The organism is Acinetobacter sp. 2JN-4 (assembly GCF_003687745.1).
Taxonomy (GTDB): domain Bacteria; phylum Pseudomonadota; class Gammaproteobacteria; order Pseudomonadales; family Moraxellaceae; genus Acinetobacter; species Acinetobacter halotolerans.
Genome location: NZ_RDNY01000008.1, coordinates 116,083 through 131,955 on the forward strand (window position 1 = coordinate 116,083; position 15,873 = coordinate 131,955).

General features: G+C 40.0%; 15 protein-coding genes and 1 pseudogene. 13 read left to right on the plus strand and 3 right to left on the minus strand.

Annotation, left to right across the window (positions count from 1 at the left end; all coding sequences use genetic code 11):
* Positions 1 to 86: 86 nt before the first annotated feature.
* The 5 genes from EAH57_RS12305 (at position 87) to rtcA (ending at position 4,767) form a co-directional block, all read left to right on the plus strand.
* Positions 87 to 1,052 carry a ribonuclease Z gene (locus EAH57_RS12305; RefSeq protein WP_121930331.1) on the plus strand — a complete coding sequence of 322 codons (966 nt, stop codon included), beginning with the start codon at positions 87 to 89 and terminating at the stop codon, positions 1,050 to 1,052.
* Between the two features lie 278 nt (positions 1,053 to 1,330).
* Entirely contained in the window at positions 1,331 to 2,602 is a 1,272-nt protein-coding gene (locus tag EAH57_RS12310) for an RtcB family protein (RefSeq protein WP_121930292.1), read from the plus strand.
* A gap of 2 nt (positions 2,603 to 2,604) precedes the next feature.
* Positions 2,605 to 2,991, plus strand: a complete 387-nt coding sequence (locus EAH57_RS12315; protein ID WP_121930293.1) for a hypothetical protein — start codon at positions 2,605 to 2,607, stop codon at positions 2,989 to 2,991.
* Between the two features lie 12 nt (positions 2,992 to 3,003).
* Positions 3,004 to 3,462: a DIP1984 family protein gene (locus EAH57_RS12320; RefSeq protein WP_121930294.1), complete on the plus strand. Its 459-nt coding sequence runs from the start codon at positions 3,004 to 3,006 to the stop codon at positions 3,460 to 3,462.
* Between the two features lie 258 nt (positions 3,463 to 3,720).
* The gene (gene rtcA / locus EAH57_RS12325) at positions 3,721 to 4,767 is read left to right on the plus strand and encodes an RNA 3'-terminal phosphate cyclase (protein ID WP_121930295.1); all 1,047 of its coding nucleotides are present in this window, start codon (positions 3,721 to 3,723) and stop codon (positions 4,765 to 4,767) included.
* 129 nt (positions 4,768 to 4,896) lie between these two features.
* Here rtcA and EAH57_RS12330 read toward each other — a convergent pair whose 3' ends face one another.
* Both EAH57_RS12330 and EAH57_RS12335 read right to left on the minus strand, forming a co-directional pair.
* Positions 4,897 to 5,280 (minus strand): hypothetical protein, encoded by a 384-nt coding sequence (locus EAH57_RS12330; protein ID WP_121930296.1) that lies wholly within the window; start codon positions 5,278 to 5,280, stop codon positions 4,897 to 4,899.
* 409 nt (positions 5,281 to 5,689) lie between these two features.
* The gene (locus EAH57_RS12335; protein WP_121930297.1) at positions 5,690 to 6,460 is read right to left on the minus strand and encodes a glutathione S-transferase family protein; all 771 of its coding nucleotides are present in this window, start codon (positions 6,458 to 6,460) and stop codon (positions 5,690 to 5,692) included.
* 359 nt (positions 6,461 to 6,819) lie between these two features.
* Between EAH57_RS12335 and EAH57_RS12340 the strand changes: the two genes are divergently transcribed.
* From EAH57_RS12340 to ychF, 7 genes and pseudogenes are all read left to right on the plus strand, one after another.
* Positions 6,820 to 8,031 carry an SfnB family sulfur acquisition oxidoreductase gene (locus tag EAH57_RS12340; RefSeq protein ID WP_121930298.1) on the plus strand — a complete coding sequence of 404 codons (1,212 nt, stop codon included), beginning with the start codon at positions 6,820 to 6,822 and terminating at the stop codon, positions 8,029 to 8,031.
* Between the two features lie 13 nt (positions 8,032 to 8,044).
* A pseudogene (locus EAH57_RS12345) lies at positions 8,045 to 9,268 on the plus strand (SfnB family sulfur acquisition oxidoreductase).
* Positions 9,268 to 10,680, plus strand: a complete 1,413-nt coding sequence (locus tag EAH57_RS12350) for an LLM class flavin-dependent oxidoreductase (protein WP_121930299.1) — start codon at positions 9,268 to 9,270, stop codon at positions 10,678 to 10,680. Before EAH57_RS12345 ends, EAH57_RS12350 begins: the two are co-directional and overlap by 1 nt.
* Before the next feature lie 24 nt (positions 10,681 to 10,704).
* A complete protein-coding gene (locus tag EAH57_RS12355) occupies positions 10,705 to 11,535 on the plus strand; it encodes a MetQ/NlpA family ABC transporter substrate-binding protein (protein WP_121930300.1) in 831 nt (276 codons plus the stop codon).
* 11 nt (positions 11,536 to 11,546) lie between these two features.
* On the plus strand, positions 11,547 to 12,617 hold the full coding sequence (locus EAH57_RS12360; protein ID WP_121930301.1) for a methionine ABC transporter ATP-binding protein: 1,071 nt from the start codon (positions 11,547 to 11,549) through the stop codon (positions 12,615 to 12,617).
* Positions 12,598 to 13,257 carry a methionine ABC transporter permease gene (locus EAH57_RS12365; protein WP_121930302.1) on the plus strand — a complete coding sequence of 220 codons (660 nt, stop codon included), beginning with the start codon at positions 12,598 to 12,600 and terminating at the stop codon, positions 13,255 to 13,257. The genes EAH57_RS12360 and EAH57_RS12365 overlap by 20 nt, the downstream gene beginning before the upstream one ends.
* A gap of 99 nt (positions 13,258 to 13,356) precedes the next feature.
* Positions 13,357 to 14,448: a redox-regulated ATPase YchF gene (ychF, locus tag EAH57_RS12370; RefSeq protein WP_121930303.1), complete on the plus strand. Its 1,092-nt coding sequence runs from the start codon at positions 13,357 to 13,359 to the stop codon at positions 14,446 to 14,448.
* A 65-nt stretch (positions 14,449 to 14,513) separates the two neighbouring features.
* Here the strand turns inward: ychF and EAH57_RS12375 are convergent, their stop codons facing one another.
* The gene (locus EAH57_RS12375; protein ID WP_121930304.1) at positions 14,514 to 15,047 is read right to left on the minus strand and encodes a DUF962 domain-containing protein; all 534 of its coding nucleotides are present in this window, start codon (positions 15,045 to 15,047) and stop codon (positions 14,514 to 14,516) included.
* A 106-nt stretch (positions 15,048 to 15,153) separates the two neighbouring features.
* Between EAH57_RS12375 and EAH57_RS12380 the strand changes: the two genes are divergently transcribed.
* Positions 15,154 to 15,858, plus strand: coding sequence for a Crp/Fnr family transcriptional regulator (locus EAH57_RS12380; protein WP_121930305.1), 705 nt, complete (start codon positions 15,154 to 15,156; stop codon positions 15,856 to 15,858).
* Positions 15,859 to 15,873 lie beyond the last annotated feature (15 nt).

The following is a 15,873-nucleotide window of genomic DNA, read 5'->3' on the forward strand; positions in this document are numbered from 1 at the left end:
TTGATCTTATGATCTTTGCACATCATTTTCTATAAAATTTTATAGTTTCATATACAATGACCTTTTCATTAAAAAATACCAACAAGATGCTTCATTTTACTTTTTTAGGCACATCATCTGGTGTACCCACACTGACACGCAACGTTTCTGGTTTAGCCATCCGCAACAGCAAGAATAAAGACTGGATATTGGTCGATGCTGGTGAAGGCACACAACACCGTATTCAACAAGCCAAACTTTCTTTACAAAATCTGATTGCGGTCTGTATTACCCATGTACATGGCGATCATTGTTATGGGTTGGTCGGCTTATTGGCAAGTGCTGGCATGAATGCACGTACTGCTCCCATAACGATTATCGCCCCCAAAGAAATTCAAAAATGGTTTGAAGCAACTACAGAACTCACCGATCTCCACCTTCCGTATCCGCTCAACTTTATTGATGTGAATGAGGCGACTCAAATACAGCAATTGACGGATGAACTTTCAATTCAAGCCCACCCACTTAGCCATCGAGTACCCAGCTTTGCATTTAGTATTATCACGCAACACACCCAAAATAAATTAGACACACAGGCTTTAATTCAACTTGGTGTACCTAAAGGTAAAGCTTGGGGTGATTTGCAACAAGGTAAAGATATCCAGTTGAATGATCAAACCTTAAAAGCGAGTGATTTTATTCAAATGCATATACAGCGCGTTCACGCGATTGTTGGTGGTGACAATGATCGTCCTGAGTTATTAGCTCAGTCATGTCAAGATGCTCAACTGTTGATTCATGAAAGCACCTATACTCAAACAGTTCTAGATAAAGTGGGGCAAGGTCCGATGCATAGTTCGGCAAAAATGGTGGCTGAATTTGCCCAACAACAAGGATTAAGCAATCTCATTCTCACGCACTTTAGTCCGCGACATCAAGATAGTGCTGGGCAGCAGGCCATCGCGGAGGAAGTCAGAGCGTTTTACAAAGGCAATTTTTATTTAGCACATGATTTTGACCAATTTAGTTTAGATGAAACTGGTCAGCTTTTGAAAATCAGCAAATCATCTTGATGGCATACCGACCTAACTAAAAACACACATATATCTATAAAGATATTTTAATATCTTTATAGATATATTTTTATTTATAAAAAACTTCACAAACTCCGTTTCAAAATCGATTTAAAATATTTTATTTATAATTATCAATGCATTAAAAGTATATAATTTCATTTTTATAAAGTTGGCACAATCACTGCAACAATATAAGCACACAACATCATTGGGATCTTGTGAATAACACCTGCCTGCAAACGCTTGGCAGGCAGGCTTTGAAAGGAAATATGAAAATGTCTGTCATTGAACAAGTCAATCAACAAGCTCAAATTGAACAAGAACAGCAACAACGTGCTTATCAAGTTCTACATAGTGAAAAAAGTATGCCTGTGAAAATGTGGACCAACGGCGTACTTGTTGATGACAACTCAAAACAACAATTACTACAAACTGCCCAAATGCCCTTTATCTATAAATGGATGGCGGTAATGCCAGACGTGCACTTTGGTTTAGGGGCAACCATTGGAAGTGTGATTCCAACCAAAGGCGCGATTATTCCTGCGGCTGTTGGCGTCGATATCGGTTGTGGAATGATGGCAACTCGTACGAACTTAACCGCTTCTGATTTACCAGATAACTTACACGGATTACGTACTGAACTTGAACGTTTAATTCCTCATGGAATGACTAAAGGCCGAGGACGAGATCGTGGGTCTTGGGAAAACCCACCTGAAATGGTGGATCAGGCTTGGGCGGACTTAGTGGCTGACTTTGAGTTGATTTGTGCGAAGCACCCTCGCCTTAAAAACACCAACAATCGCAAACAATTGGGAACTTTAGGGACGGGAAATCACTTCGTCGAAGTCTGTTTAGATGAACATGATCATGTTTGGATTATGTTGCACTCAGGCTCTCGCGGTGTAGGTAATGCCATTGGTAATCATTTTATCGAACTGGCTCGTAAAGATATGCAGAAGCACTTTATTGATTTGCCGAATAAAGACTTGGCTTATTTAGTGGAAGGAACAGAGTATTTTGATGACTACTGGTTTGCTGTGGGTTGGGCTCAACGCTTTGCCATGAAAAACCGTGAAATTATGATGCAGTCAGCCATTAAAGCTTTAGCCATGATTATTCCAAAGCCGTTTAATGCCAAATTGGAAGCGGTAAACTGCCACCACAACTATGTGGAAAAGGAAGAACACTACGGCGAAGAAGTGATGGTGACACGTAAAGGCGCTGTAAGTGCCAAACTTGGACAATATGGAATCATCCCTGGTTCAATGGGTGCTAAGTCTTTCATCGTTCGTGGGCTTGGAAATCAGGAATCGTTCTGTTCGTGTTCGCATGGTGCAGGTCGTGTAATGAGTCGTGCTGAAGCAAAACGTCGCTTTACCGTAGAAGATCAGATTGCTCAGACTGAAGGTGTGGAATGCCGTAAAGATGCTGCTGTAATTGATGAAATTCCATCAGCTTATAAACCAATTGAAGATGTGATGAATGCGCAAAAGGATTTAGTTGAAGTGGTTTATACATTAAGACAAGTGGTATGTGTTAAGGGGTAATGATGGATGAAAAGGATTGTTTAGATATTCGGAGCTATAGAATCAGGGCAAATGAAGAAGCTCATCTCGTACTACCTAAGCAATCCTATTACATCATTCTGATTGTGGGTAGTAAGCAAATCCTGTCTGAATGGCGTAATTGGATTTGTGAGCAGATTGTCTATTCAAAACTATGCACTCAAGCAATGGTGACAGGATATGAGTGCTCTATTTGGGATGATGTCATAGATGAAACATATCTAGGTTTTTATAACTATCAACCACCAGCCAATAATTGCTTCATGACAACTTGGCATGAAAATGAAACTTTAGATGAAGTTATGGAGTTTGCAAAATTTAGTATGGAATTGGAAGATGTTTCAAACTTAGTTATTGTACATATTGAATAAAAGGTAAATAAAATGAAACTCGCAGAAGCACTTTTACTGCGAAGCGATCAACAAAAAAAGCTCGCTTCATTAAAACAACGGATTAATGCAAATGTCTTGGTACAAGATGGTGATGAACCGAGTGAAGATCCAAATGAACTGATCAAACAAGTCTTTGCTTTAACCCAAGAAAGCAATCAGTTGATTTGTCGTATCCATTTGACCAATGCACAAGCAAAATTGGAGGATGGCAACATATTGCTGTCCCTATTAAGCTTACGTGATAGTTATGCTGAACAACATAAGATTCTCATTGATGCGATTGCAAATACGCATCGTGAGCCGGACCGTTATAGCTCACGTGAGATCAAATGGAAGAAGGTTATCCCTGTTTCTAGCTTGCAAAAACAAGCCGATGATATCAGCGCGAAACTACGCGATTTAAATATCAGAATTCAGGCTGCAAACTGGCAGATTGATTTAGTCGAATAGACAACAGATTTTGTGAATTTAGTTCACAATCACAGTTTGGACATACTGGGCGAGTACAAGATCCTGCATTACTCCGATCTGAGGGATTGAAAATAATTCAGGCGGCTATGGCAGTATGTGAGTCGTGCATCAATCTTCACTGATTAGGCTCAGCACCATGTACCTAATAAAACTTTGCCAAAAGCAAAGTCACGCGTTACTTCGCATTACCATGTACTGACAGTATGTTCATTTAAATAGAAAATAAGGAAAATAGAAGTGAATAAGGCTTTGGCAAATATGCCAGCAACCATCCAGATTGATGGTTCACAAGGTGAAGGCGGTGGACAAATTTTAAGGACCGCCCTCTCTCTTTCAATGATTACAGGTCAAGCATTTGAATTAATCAACATTCGTGCTGGGCGTAAAAAACCGGGCTTAATGCGTCAGCATTTGGTCTGTGTACAAGCATCCCAACATATCAGCCAAGCCTATGTGGAAGGTGCTGAACTTCATAGCCAGCGTTTGTACTTCGTACCACAGCATGTACAAAGTGGAAAATACCAATTCCAGATTGGTTCGGCAGGAAGCACGACACTGGTTTTGCAAACCCTATTACCTGCTTTGTTATTACAAAATGAAGCGAGTGAATTGACGATATCTGGGGGTACTCATAATCCACTTGCACCAACAGCAGATTTTATTGAGCATTGCTTTTTGCCTGCATTAGAAAAACTTGGAATAGAGGTCGAGTTTAAATTAAATAAAGCAGGCTTCTTTCCGATTGGTGCAGGTGAAATTCAAATCAAAATTCAGCCGTGGCAACATCGAAACAAGCTAAGTTTATTAGATCGTGGTGCTTTACAAAGTACTGGAGCTTTTGCAGCAGTATTGAATCTTTCCGAAGAAGCACAAATCGTACAACGGGAATTGGCAACTTTAAATAAAAAACTGAATTTAGACACTCAACAGCAATTCCATTTAAATGGGATCAGCCAAGGAAATACGGCGTATGTCAAAGTTGAGCACGAAAATCACGCTCAGCTATTCACTGCTTTAGGCGAAATGCGTAAAAGTGCCGAACAAATAGCAAATCACTTGTCAGAAAAAGTGAAGCTTTATCTTACTTCCAAAGCTGTCGTTGATGAGTTTCTCGCTGATCAACTCCTCTTACCTTTAGCACTGGGTCAAGGTGGTGAATTTACCGCACAATGTATGAGCGAACATACTCGTACACAAGCAGCAATGATTGAAAAATTTATTGATTGTGAAATTGACTTTATCGAGTTAGATAAGGATCTGTTTCAAATTAATGTAAAAGTTTAAGAAGCTCGCCCTTGAGCTTCTTCTCAATCATCTTTTTAAAATACCAACACTGAAATCTTAATCGATATCTTTTTTAATTGTATTTCTCAAAACCTATATATGAATTAGCCAGCATGCAGGTTCAAGTAACTAACTTTTCCAAACAAACTGAGAGAAACTATGCTCTGCTTTTAAACTATTTTCAACAGCTTGAGCCAACTGACGGATAATACTTTGTGTCTCAATCTTTTCAAACCAAGCTTGTTCTTGCTGAGGATTTGCTGTGATCTCACACAAAATATGCCCCTCAGTATCTTGTAGTGAGCATAAGATAGAAAGTGGTAACTGATGATTATCAATACACACCTCAATTTTTTCATGCTCATGACGCATATGTTGTGCATCAAAGCCATATTGTTCTAATTGTTTATATAGTAGTGCAGCCACGTATTCTTGCGTGATATAGCATTCATTGGGTGGATGATCAATTACCCCATGTTTAGGGCAATCTGCTATAAATTGCAGCTTTTTCATGGTATTCCCTCTTTTTTTATGTTTTTAGTTCTGGATCACAGACTAAAACCGACTAGTGCACTAAGGATTATTATATATACAATTGTCTTTAATTGATTAGCTGATTGTCTTAGTTCTCATATTAAATTGATAAATTTCGACCCAATTAGATATGTACATATTCAAACTGTTATTTTTTTATTCATCAGACTCTATTAGACCAACAGTATCATATGTTGCAACAGGTCATTTTGCTGATTGTGCCCCATTGAGATAAATGACACTCATTTTGAAAAAGCATCTTAGACGAACTTCTTGATGCGGTTATTCAAAATCATATATCAATCGAATTTCAAATATATGAAACAACAAAAAACCGAGCGTATTTTTCACTCGGTTTCTGCAATATTTACTTATTAAACAACTATTGTTAAAGCCCACGCCAATCGACTCGCGCATTACGCTCAGTGGCATAAATGCGTTGTACATATTGTCCAAGGGGCAAATCATTTAAGTCATCGTGATATTGTTTCAGCTCACCCGTGAGTAGATCAACATCTTCATTTTCCAGTTCCCAAGGCGTACCTTTAATCATCAATAAAGGTGCAAGCATTGAACAAACAGCAATATCAGCCAAACCAAGGCGATCTCCCACCAAATAGCGCCCTTGATTATCAATTAATCGCTGGTTTAAATCAGTGATGAGTTCGGTCATACGAATTTTTGATTGAGCGACTTTTTCAGGGTTCAGCTTATAATTCGTCGAGACTAAACTCTTTAAAATAGGTTTGGAAATCTTTTCAAACTGACGTAGATAGCCCTGCTCACCCATCATAATTTCAAGGGGATGATCCCCCACAGATAGTGCCTGAGCCAAAGACCAACGGCGTACATGGATACCAAGTTCTCTAGACAGTTCATCAATCTCCAAAGCTTGATCACGTAATTGTTCATCACGTCTTAACAGAGCATGTTCTGGATAAGTGGTATCTAAATACAAAGCAATTTGAGTTGAATCAGCGATCCACTGCTTGTCATCTTTTAACATCGGCAATAAATATTGCCCTGACTTTAGATAGGTAAACGCACGATGAAAACCAGGAATTAAATTATGTGCCACATAATCCAATTCCTTATGATCTAACAACCAGCGAGCTTTTTCACAATAATGAGATAAAGGAAATTGGTATAAAACCCGCATATATACTCCAAATTTATTTTTCTATTCAATCAAACATAAGGTTTTTCATACTTTAGAAGTAAAATCTAATGAATACAATGTCCTTTTCGCTCTATCTTTTTTTATTTTGGCTAAAATACTTTATATCTATTTCTGGAGAGATTATTCATTTCTTTCATAGAAAAATACTTTTCCGTAGTGACCAACCAAACATCACGCCTAATAAACAATTGTTTTAATTGAAAATTTAATATCACTTTTTCTGTTATTTTTCTCACAAAAAAAACTTAAGAATTATTGTGATATATAAGCCACAACTGATGGTTTAGTGGAAAAGTAAAATTTTTGTAAAGTCCCTCTTATCTATTAGAGGTGCTCACATGTCCAGTAATCCATCAGTGATCCAAGCTCCAGTACAACTGATTTCAAATGATCAGCAGGCCATCAATGCTGCCTATCAAGTTGCTGACTTTGCATTAGAAGAACGAAATGAACGTGATCAAGATCGTATTTTACCGACCGAACAAATTATTCGTTTTAGTCAAAAAGGTTTAGGCGGCATTCGTGTACCGCAACAATATGGAGGAGCTTTTGTATCCAATAAGACCTTGGCCCATGTGTTTCGTATTTTAAGTAAAGCCGATGCCAATGTCGGACAAATCCCGCAAAACCAATTCGGGCTGTTAAATTTTATTAATATCACAGGTTCAGATGCTCAGAAGCAGTTTATCTATGCTGAAATTCTTGCAGGCAAACGAATTGCCAATGGTGGGCCTGAGAAAAATTCTAAAGATACTAAAGCCATTCAAACCACTTTAACTTTGGAAAATAGTCAATACCTTTTAAACGGGGAAAAGTTTTACTCTACAGGAACCAGCTTTGCAGATTGGTTAGCGATTCGAGCACTACATCCAAATGGTCATACCGTACTAGCGATTATTGATCGATACGCTGATGGTATCGAGGTCACTAATGACTGGAATGGTTTTGGTCAACGTACCACAGCCAGTGGAACAGTTAGATTGAGCAATGTTATTGCAGACCCAGCCTTATTTTTTGATGAGCGCATTATTGCCGACACCCCAAATGTTCGCGGTGCGTATTCTCAACTTTTACAGGTTGCGATTGATGTTGGCATTGCCGAAGCCGCTTTTGATGACACCTTATCCAGCGTGCGTAAAGCTCGTCCGATTATTGATGCAGGCGTAGAAAAAGCCACTGAAGAACATTACACCCTACAAGAAGTTGGTAAGCTCAATATCCTGCTCGATGCAGCCATTTTATTACTAGATGAAGCTGCTGAATATCTGGATGAGCTTGATCAACTCACCGAGCTTTCTGCTAAGCAAGCCGCTCGCGCTTCTATTTTAGTAGCCGAAGCAAAAATCTACGCCAATGATGCAGCCCTGCAAATCTCCGAAAAACTATTTGAACTCGGCGGTAGTCGTGCCAGCTTAAGCAAACATCACCTCGATCAGCACTGGCGTAATGCCCGTGTGCACACCCTACATGATCCTGTGCGTTGGAAATCCCATGCGATTGGCGACTATTACCTCAATGGTACACACCCTGCCCGCCATGCTTGGATTTAAGGAGCAAATCACCGTGACCTCATATCAAGAATTACAAGGTTTCGCCAAAACCAATTTTAAAGCAGCTCATATCATTCAAAGTGATGCAGAAGCATTGGAAATTGCCACAAAGCTGAGTCAGCAGTTTAAACAAGCTGCGGTTGAACGTGATGCCAATCGGAACTTACCTTTTACAGAAATCGAAACCTATAGCCAATCAGGCTTATGGGCAATCACGGTACCGAAACAATATGGTGGTGCAGACGTTTCAAGTCTAACCGTTGCCAAAGTCATCGCTTTATTTAGTGGTGCGGATGGTTCAATTGGTCAAATTCCACAAAATCATTTCTATGCTTTGGAAGTGCTGCGTAATACAGGCGCGGAACAACAAAAGAAACGCCTATATCAAGAAGTATTACAAGGTGCTCGTTTTGGTAATGCACTGGCAGAGTTTAAAACCCGCACTTCTGCACATAAACAAACTACCTTAATCCCAAGCGAAAACGGTTATCTGATTCAAGGGGAAAAATTTTATTGCACAGGCAGTTTGTTTGCGCATCGTATTCCAACCTTAGTGGTGGATGAAACAGGTCGCGAATTTTTGGCTTTTGTACAACGAGACAGTCAAGGTTTAAAACTGATTGATGATTGGTCTGGCTTTGGGCAACGTACCACAGGTAGCGGCACAGTAAAGTTTAATCAGGTCTTTGTTGCCAAAGAGGATGTGATTCCTTTTGACACAGCCTTTAAGCAACTATCTTTAGTGGGTCCATTTGCTCAGATCATGCATGCTGCGATTGAAGTTGGGATTGCGCGTGCAGCGTTTGAAGAAACCCTAGAACGTGTCCGTGTGGCTCGTCCTTGGATTGATGCCAATATTGAATCCGCGACGCAAGACCCATTAACGCTGTCTGAACTCGGTCGCGTGGCAACCGATGTCAAAGCCAGCGAACTTTTACTGAAACAGGCAGCTCGATCAGTCGATGCGGCTAAATATGAACTCAATGCAGAGAGCTTAGCCAAGGCCTCGATTGATGTGTCCAAAGTACGTGCGCATAGTACTGAAACCGCATTAAAAGCCTCATCTAAGCTAATTGAGTTAGCAGGTAGTCGTGGTAGTCAACGAACGGACGGTCTTGATCGTCATTGGCGTAATGCGCGTGTACACACCTTACATGATGCTGCACGCTAGAAATATTACTTCATTGGCAATTATGTATTGAATGGCGTTCTGCCGCCTCGTCGGGGGACTTTGTAATGAGTCAAACGACTGCTAAAAAAATCTTGTTAAATGCCTTTGATATGAACTGTGTTGGCCATATCAATCATGGCTTATGGACGCATCCGCGTGATCAATCACATCGTTTTAATGAACTGAGTTATTGGACTGAATTGGCACAAACTTTAGAACAAGGTTTGTTTGATGGTTTATTCCTCGCGGATGTTACTGGGGTATATGATGTCTATCAAAATGGTATCGATCTGACTCTTAAGGAATCGATTCAATTACCAAGCCATGATCCCTCTACCCTAATTTCGGCCATGGCCTTGGTCACGCAAAATTTAAGTTTTGGTGTAACCTTCAATCTAAGCTATGAACAGCCTTATCAATTTGCACGGCGTTTTGCCAGTTTAGATCATTTAACCCAAGGCCGTTTGGGCTGGAATATTGTCACCGGCTATTTGGATAGTGCTGAACGTTTGATCGGTCAAAAAGGCTTAAAAGATCATGATGCCCGTTATGATCAGGCCGAAGAGTTTTTACAGCTTTGTTATAAATACTGGGAAGGTTCTTGGGAAAATGATGCTTTAAAGAAAGATAAGCAACAGCGTGTTTTTACTGATCCAAATAAAGTTCACTCGATCAATCATCAAGGGCAATACTACCAAAGCCAAGGTGTGTTTCAGGTTGCGCCGTCTGTACAGCGTACACCAACCTTATTCCAAGCAGGTGCTTCACCGAAAGGACTACAGTTTGCCACGCGCCATGCGGAATGTATTTTTATTGGTGGCGATCAACCCGAAAAGATTCGTCAACAAGTCAATAAAATACGACTACAAGCAAAGCAACAAGGCCGTGATGAGGATGCAATTAAAATCTTTGTCGGTATTACCGTTGTAGTCGCGGAAACACATGAACTCGCCCAGCAAAAACTGGCTGAATATCGCCAATATGCCAGCCCTGAAGCAGGATTAGCGCATTATGCCAGTTCCGTCGGCATCGACCTTGCTAAGTTTGAAGATGATGAAGCAATCCCTTATCAAAAGAGCAATAGCATTGCTTCCGTTAATGAGAAGTTTAAAGAACAACGTATCAGCAAAAATGATCTAAAAGCGCAGCATGTTCTGGGTGGACGTTATCCCCTGATTGTCGGTAGTGCTGCTGAAGTTGCGGAATATCTGATTGAGCTGCTCGATCAAGCAGGCATTGATGGTTTTAACCTGACCCGTACTGTTGCACCTGAATCACACCATGATTTTATTCGCCTAGTAATCCCTGAGTTACAGCAGCGTGGACGTTATAAAACTGAATATGCCACAGGTTCATTGCGCAATAAGCTTTTTGCTCAAGGTGATCATTTAGCAGCAAGCCATCCTGCCGATCAGTTTCGATGTAGCAAATATAAAAATAGCAACGAATTGAAAATAATTGAAAACCTAAGTGCTTAACTAAATAAAGAATTGGAGAAATATATGGCTCAAACAGCCTCTAAAAAATGGCTTAGTATCGGTCTTGTCGCAGTTGTCGTGATTGTTGCCTTATTGATTTGGAATAAACAAAGACAAAATCATAGCAGTGAGCTGGTGATTGGGATTAGCCCTTCTTTTGCACATCCACTACAAGCCGCTGCGGATGAAGCAAAACAACAAGGTTTGAATGTCAAACTCGTCGAGTTTTCAGATTGGAATACTCCTAATATCACCTTAAATCACGGGGATATTGATGCGAACTTTTTCCAGCATCAACCATTTTTGGATAACGCGATTAAGGAAACAGGTTTTAAATTAAAACCCTTTGCTGTGGGTGCGGCATCGCATGTCGGGTTGTATTCAAAAAAATATAAAAGTTTTGATGAACTTCCGAATGGAGCAACTGTTGCCATTCCCAATGATCCAGTGAATCAAGGTCGTGCACTATTACTATTGCAACAAGCGAAGCTAATTGAACTGAAAGACAGTAACAATCACCTTTCGGCACTCAAAGATATCACAGCAAATCCGAAGAACCTGAAATTTACTGAAGTTGAAGGTCCTCAGACTGCGCGCGCGATTGATGATGTTGATCTCGCTTTTGGCTATCCACATTACTTACGTTTAGCCAAAACGGCTGATCCTGAAAGTGCCTTATTGTTTGATGACAACACCAATAAGCGCTATGCGATTTTATTTGTGGTACGTGATGATTATCAGGACAAGGACAAAAAACTACAGAAATTTGTCGAGATTTATCAAAACTCACCAAAAGTTAAAGCAGCACTAGATAGTGATTTTGGTCCAACGCTCTGGTTTTCTGGCTGGAAATAAGGAGAACAATAATGGTGAGTTTTGGTTCACAAGTTGATTTTTCAGTTCCACATCTGAAAATACGCGGTTTAAATAAGTTTTATGAAGTACAAGGCCAACGCTTACACGCTTTAAAAGACATTAACCTCGATATTCCCAAAGCACAGATTGTTGGCATCATTGGAAAAAGTGGCGCAGGCAAATCCTCCCTGCTGCGTACCTTGAACGGTTTAGAGTCGATTGATACTGGCAGTATTTTGATTCATCAAAAAAATATCGCTGAACTGAATCATACCGAACTGATCAAAACTCGGCAGAAAATCGGCATGATTTTTCAGCATTTTAATTTAATGTCTGCCAAAACCGTTTGGGAAAATGTGGCTTTACCGCTACGTATCGCAGGTTATGCTAAGGCCGAAATTGAGCAACGGGTCAGTGATGTACTGACACTGGTTGGCTTAGAAGCAAAGCTCAATGACTATCCTGCTCAACTTTCTGGTGGGCAGAAACAACGTGTCGGGATTGCTCGTGCCTTGGTTTCTCAGCCAGAAATATTGCTCTGTGATGAAGCCACCTCAGCACTTGATCCTGAAAGTACTGCCAATATTCTGGCTTTATTAAAACAAATTAACCAAGACTTGGGTTTAACCATTGTCTTAATCACCCATGAAATGCAGGTCATCCAAGAGATTTGTGATCAAGTCATCGTGATTGATCAAGGTGAAATTGTTGAATCGGGGCAAGTCTGGTCAGTATTTTCCAATCCAAAACAACAGATTACGCAGGAATTACTCAAGCTAGAACAGCTCAATTTACCTTTTGAATTGAGCCAAACTTTTGATCAGCACACGACGCATCAAATTTTAAAACTGAAATATGTCAGTGAATCTAAATCGGTTCCTGATTTATATGAGTTACTCAACTTCTTTAAGCATCCTGTTCAGGTCTATCACAGTCAAATCAATACCATTCAGCAACATACGATAGGTTCACTGATCGTTGGTATTCACAGTCTGGAATTAGACTTAAAAAAGCTACACAAAGAAATGCATCATGCAATAACGCAACTTGAGGTGATCGGTTATGCACAATCAACTCATTGACCTGTTACTGATAGGCACAACCGATACCTTAGTGATGGTCGGTGTTTCCGCCATTTTTGCTTTTCTGATTGGTCTACCAATTGCCTTAATTTTGGTGAGTACTGCTGATTTTGGGATTTATCCTTCCAAGAAAATTAATCAGCCTCTAGGATGGGTGATCAACATTACCCGTTCTGTACCTTTTCTGATTTTAATGGTGGCTTTGATTCCGTTTACCCGTTGGATCGTCGGAACCAGTTATGGTGTGTTAGCGGCAATTGTGCCTTTGACCATCGCCGCGATTCCCTTCTTCGCCCGTATTGCTGAAGTCAGTCTTCGTGAAGTTGATCAAGGCTTAATTGAGGCAGCACAAGCCATGGGTTGTAATCGCAAACAAATTCTTTGGCATGTGTTACTTCCCGAAGCCTTGCCGGGCATTGTTGCGGGCTTTACCGTGACCATTGTCACCATGATCAGCTCCTCTGCGATTGCAGGCGCAATTGGTGCTGGCGGTCTCGGTGATATCGCCTATCGTTATGGTTATCAACGTTTTGATATGCAAGTGATGTTGGCGGTGATTGTAGTGCTAATCGTTTTAGTCATGTTGGTTCAAAGTACAGGCGATAATATTGCCAAACAGCTAGATAAACGCAAAGTTTAACCGCGAATTGATAATCCACTTAAGCCATGACCTGACTTTGTCATGGCTTTCATGTAAAATCAGCAACAATTTTTAAATAACACATTTGTGAGTGGTTTCATGGGTTTTAATTGCGGTATTGTTGGTCTGCCAAACGTAGGTAAATCTACATTATTTAATGCGTTAACAAAGGCGGCTATTGCTGCTGAAAACTTTCCGTTCTGTACCATTGAGCCCAATACAGGGATTGTTCCTGTTCCAGATCCACGTTTAGACAAACTTTCTGCGATTGTAAAGCCACAGCGCGTTATTCCAACCACAATGGAGTTCGTTGATATTGCGGGTCTGGTTGCTGGTGCATCCAAAGGTGAAGGTTTAGGAAACCAATTCCTTGCCAACATCCGTGAGACCGATGCGATTGCACACGTGGTACGTTGTTTTGAAGATGAAAATGTCATTCATGTAAATGGCAAAATTGATCCATTAGATGACATCGCAACCATCAATACCGAGCTTGCACTTGCTGACCTTGATACGGTTGCAAAAGCACTTTTACGTTTAACAAAGTCAGCTAAAGGCGGCGACAAAGAAGCGCTTGCAACCAAAGCTGTTTTAGAAAAAATCCAGCCTATTCTTGATGAAGGCAAACCAGCGCGTGCTGCTGATCTTTCTGATGATGATCGCAAATTAGTTCGTGGTTTTGGTTTAATGACCCTTAAACCAACCATGTATATTGCTAACGTGGCTGAAGACGGTTTTGAAAATAACCCACATCTTGACGCAGTACAAAAACTTGCTGCTGAAGAAAATGCAATCGTTGTTCCACTTTGCAACCAAATCGAAGCTGAGATTTCATTATTAGAAGATGAAGATCGTGCGGAATTTTTAGAAGCAATGGGCATGGAAGAACCAGGTTTGAACGTGGTGATTCGTGCAGGTTATAAATTACTTGGTTTACAAACTTACTTCACTGCGGGCGTACAAGAAGTTCGTGCATGGACCGTAAAAGTTGGCGCAACTGCACCACAAGCGGCTGGTGTGATTCACACTGACTTTGAAAAAGGCTTTATCCGTGCTGAATGTGTTGCTTACGATGATTTCATTCAATACAACGGTGAAAGTGGTGCGAAAGAAGCAGGTAAATGGCGCTTAGAAGGTAAGACATACGTTGTTCAAGACGGTGACGTGCTTCACTTCCGTTTTAACGTTTAAATGAGTTTTTGATTTTCCAAGCCGCTAATAAAGACCTTATTAGCGGTTTTTTTTGAATCTGTATTTTAAGAAACAATCTGCTGCTTCATATCCATCGCTGCACGTTTCATTTTTGCTTCTTTTAAAATACGTTGATGTAATGACTTGCGGAATCCGAGTAAGAAGATGAACTCTGCTAACACAAATAGAGGCCCAATTGCTAAACCAACTAAATCATCAACAAATGCAGGTTTTTTCTTCTCAAAATAATGTCCGACAAATTGAAATACCCAACCTACAACAAAAATACCGATACTCACACCTAACCAACTCCACATTGGTAATGCTGCTATTTTGACTGCAAGTGGATATGCTGCAATGAATATAATCAGCATTAGAATTCCAAACAACTTATCCAATGAAATATAGTAAATCGTACTTAATAAAATCAGTATCGATGCCAAAGTCACTGAAACGCCTGAAACTTCAACACCAGCACGTGCGGTTAAACATAAAATAGAAAAAACAATTAAAGGAATCCCTATAAAATGGGTCAAAATATTATTTCGATCTAAATGGTAAGCAGCATATTGACTGAGTAGACGTTCCAAATTTGTCATTATTTATTCCTCTTACAATTGGTTTATGCTGTTAATCTATAAGAAGTATCATCATGAAGTTGTAATGTAGCTGACAAATGGATTTATTTTTTGCAAAGGAAATTTTGTGTTAGAAGCAACTTACATCAAACATTTGCAGCAAAACTCATGGTTTAATCAACTTTCAGAAGCTTTCCAGCAATTTATTATTCAACATAGCCGAAAATATACGGTAGAAAAAAACGCTGCTGTGTTTAACGCTCAAGATCCTTTTGATGGTGTATATGCTGTACTGGAAGGTTCAATCAGCTTGGGTTATATAGATGTAAATGGTAATGAGGCGATTGCTGCCATTGCTGAACCGATTATGTGGTTTGGTGAAATTTCATTGATCGATAAACAACCGCGTTCACATGATGCAATAGCTCTCAGAAAAAGTGTAATACTACAAATACCTGCTAAGCCATTGAGTGATATCTTGGCGGAATATCCATACTATTGGTATTACTTTGCCTTACTCACCAGCCAAAAATTACGCTACGTCTTTTTAGAACAAATCGCAATTCAAACACAAAGTCTCACGCAACGCTTGGCGCAACGTTTACTGTTTATTTTGGAAGGCTATGGCAATCGTGCTTCTATTAATGATCTGAATATTCAAATATCTCAGGATCAGCTTGCCAACATGCTGACTGTTTCAAGGCAAACCATCAATCAAGCACTCAACCTGTTCGAGAAACAAAGCGTCATTCAACTTGGTTTTAAAAAGATTGAGGTGATTGATCTTGAAAAATTGATCGCATTAGCAAAAGTAGGTGATCTAAAAGAATAGAATCACCTACGCAAA

Coding starts and splice junctions, on each gene's coding strand:
- EAH57_RS12365 (WP_121930302.1), top strand. CDS start 12,598: ATGCACAATCAACTCATTGACCTGTTACTGATAGGCACAACCGATACC.
- EAH57_RS12330 (WP_121930296.1), bottom strand. CDS start 5,280: ATGAAAAAGCTGCAATTTATAGCAGATTGCCCTAAACATGGGGTAATT.
- ychF (WP_121930303.1), top strand. CDS start 13,357: ATGGGTTTTAATTGCGGTATTGTTGGTCTGCCAAACGTAGGTAAATCT.
- EAH57_RS12340 (WP_121930298.1), top strand. CDS start 6,820: ATGTCCAGTAATCCATCAGTGATCCAAGCTCCAGTACAACTGATTTCA.
- EAH57_RS12310 (WP_121930292.1), top strand. CDS start 1,331: ATGTCTGTCATTGAACAAGTCAATCAACAAGCTCAAATTGAACAAGAA.
- EAH57_RS12360 (WP_121930301.1), top strand. CDS start 11,547: ATGGTGAGTTTTGGTTCACAAGTTGATTTTTCAGTTCCACATCTGAAA.
- EAH57_RS12335 (WP_121930297.1), bottom strand. CDS start 6,460: ATGCGGGTTTTATACCAATTTCCTTTATCTCATTATTGTGAAAAAGCT.
- EAH57_RS12350 (WP_121930299.1), top strand. CDS start 9,268: ATGAGTCAAACGACTGCTAAAAAAATCTTGTTAAATGCCTTTGATATG.
- EAH57_RS12315 (WP_121930293.1), top strand. CDS start 2,605: ATGGATGAAAAGGATTGTTTAGATATTCGGAGCTATAGAATCAGGGCA.
- EAH57_RS12355 (WP_121930300.1), top strand. CDS start 10,705: ATGGCTCAAACAGCCTCTAAAAAATGGCTTAGTATCGGTCTTGTCGCA.
- EAH57_RS12305 (WP_121930331.1), top strand. CDS start 87: ATGCTTCATTTTACTTTTTTAGGCACATCATCTGGTGTACCCACACTG.
- EAH57_RS12375 (WP_121930304.1), bottom strand. CDS start 15,047: ATGACAAATTTGGAACGTCTACTCAGTCAATATGCTGCTTACCATTTA.
- EAH57_RS12320 (WP_121930294.1), top strand. CDS start 3,004: ATGAAACTCGCAGAAGCACTTTTACTGCGAAGCGATCAACAAAAAAAG.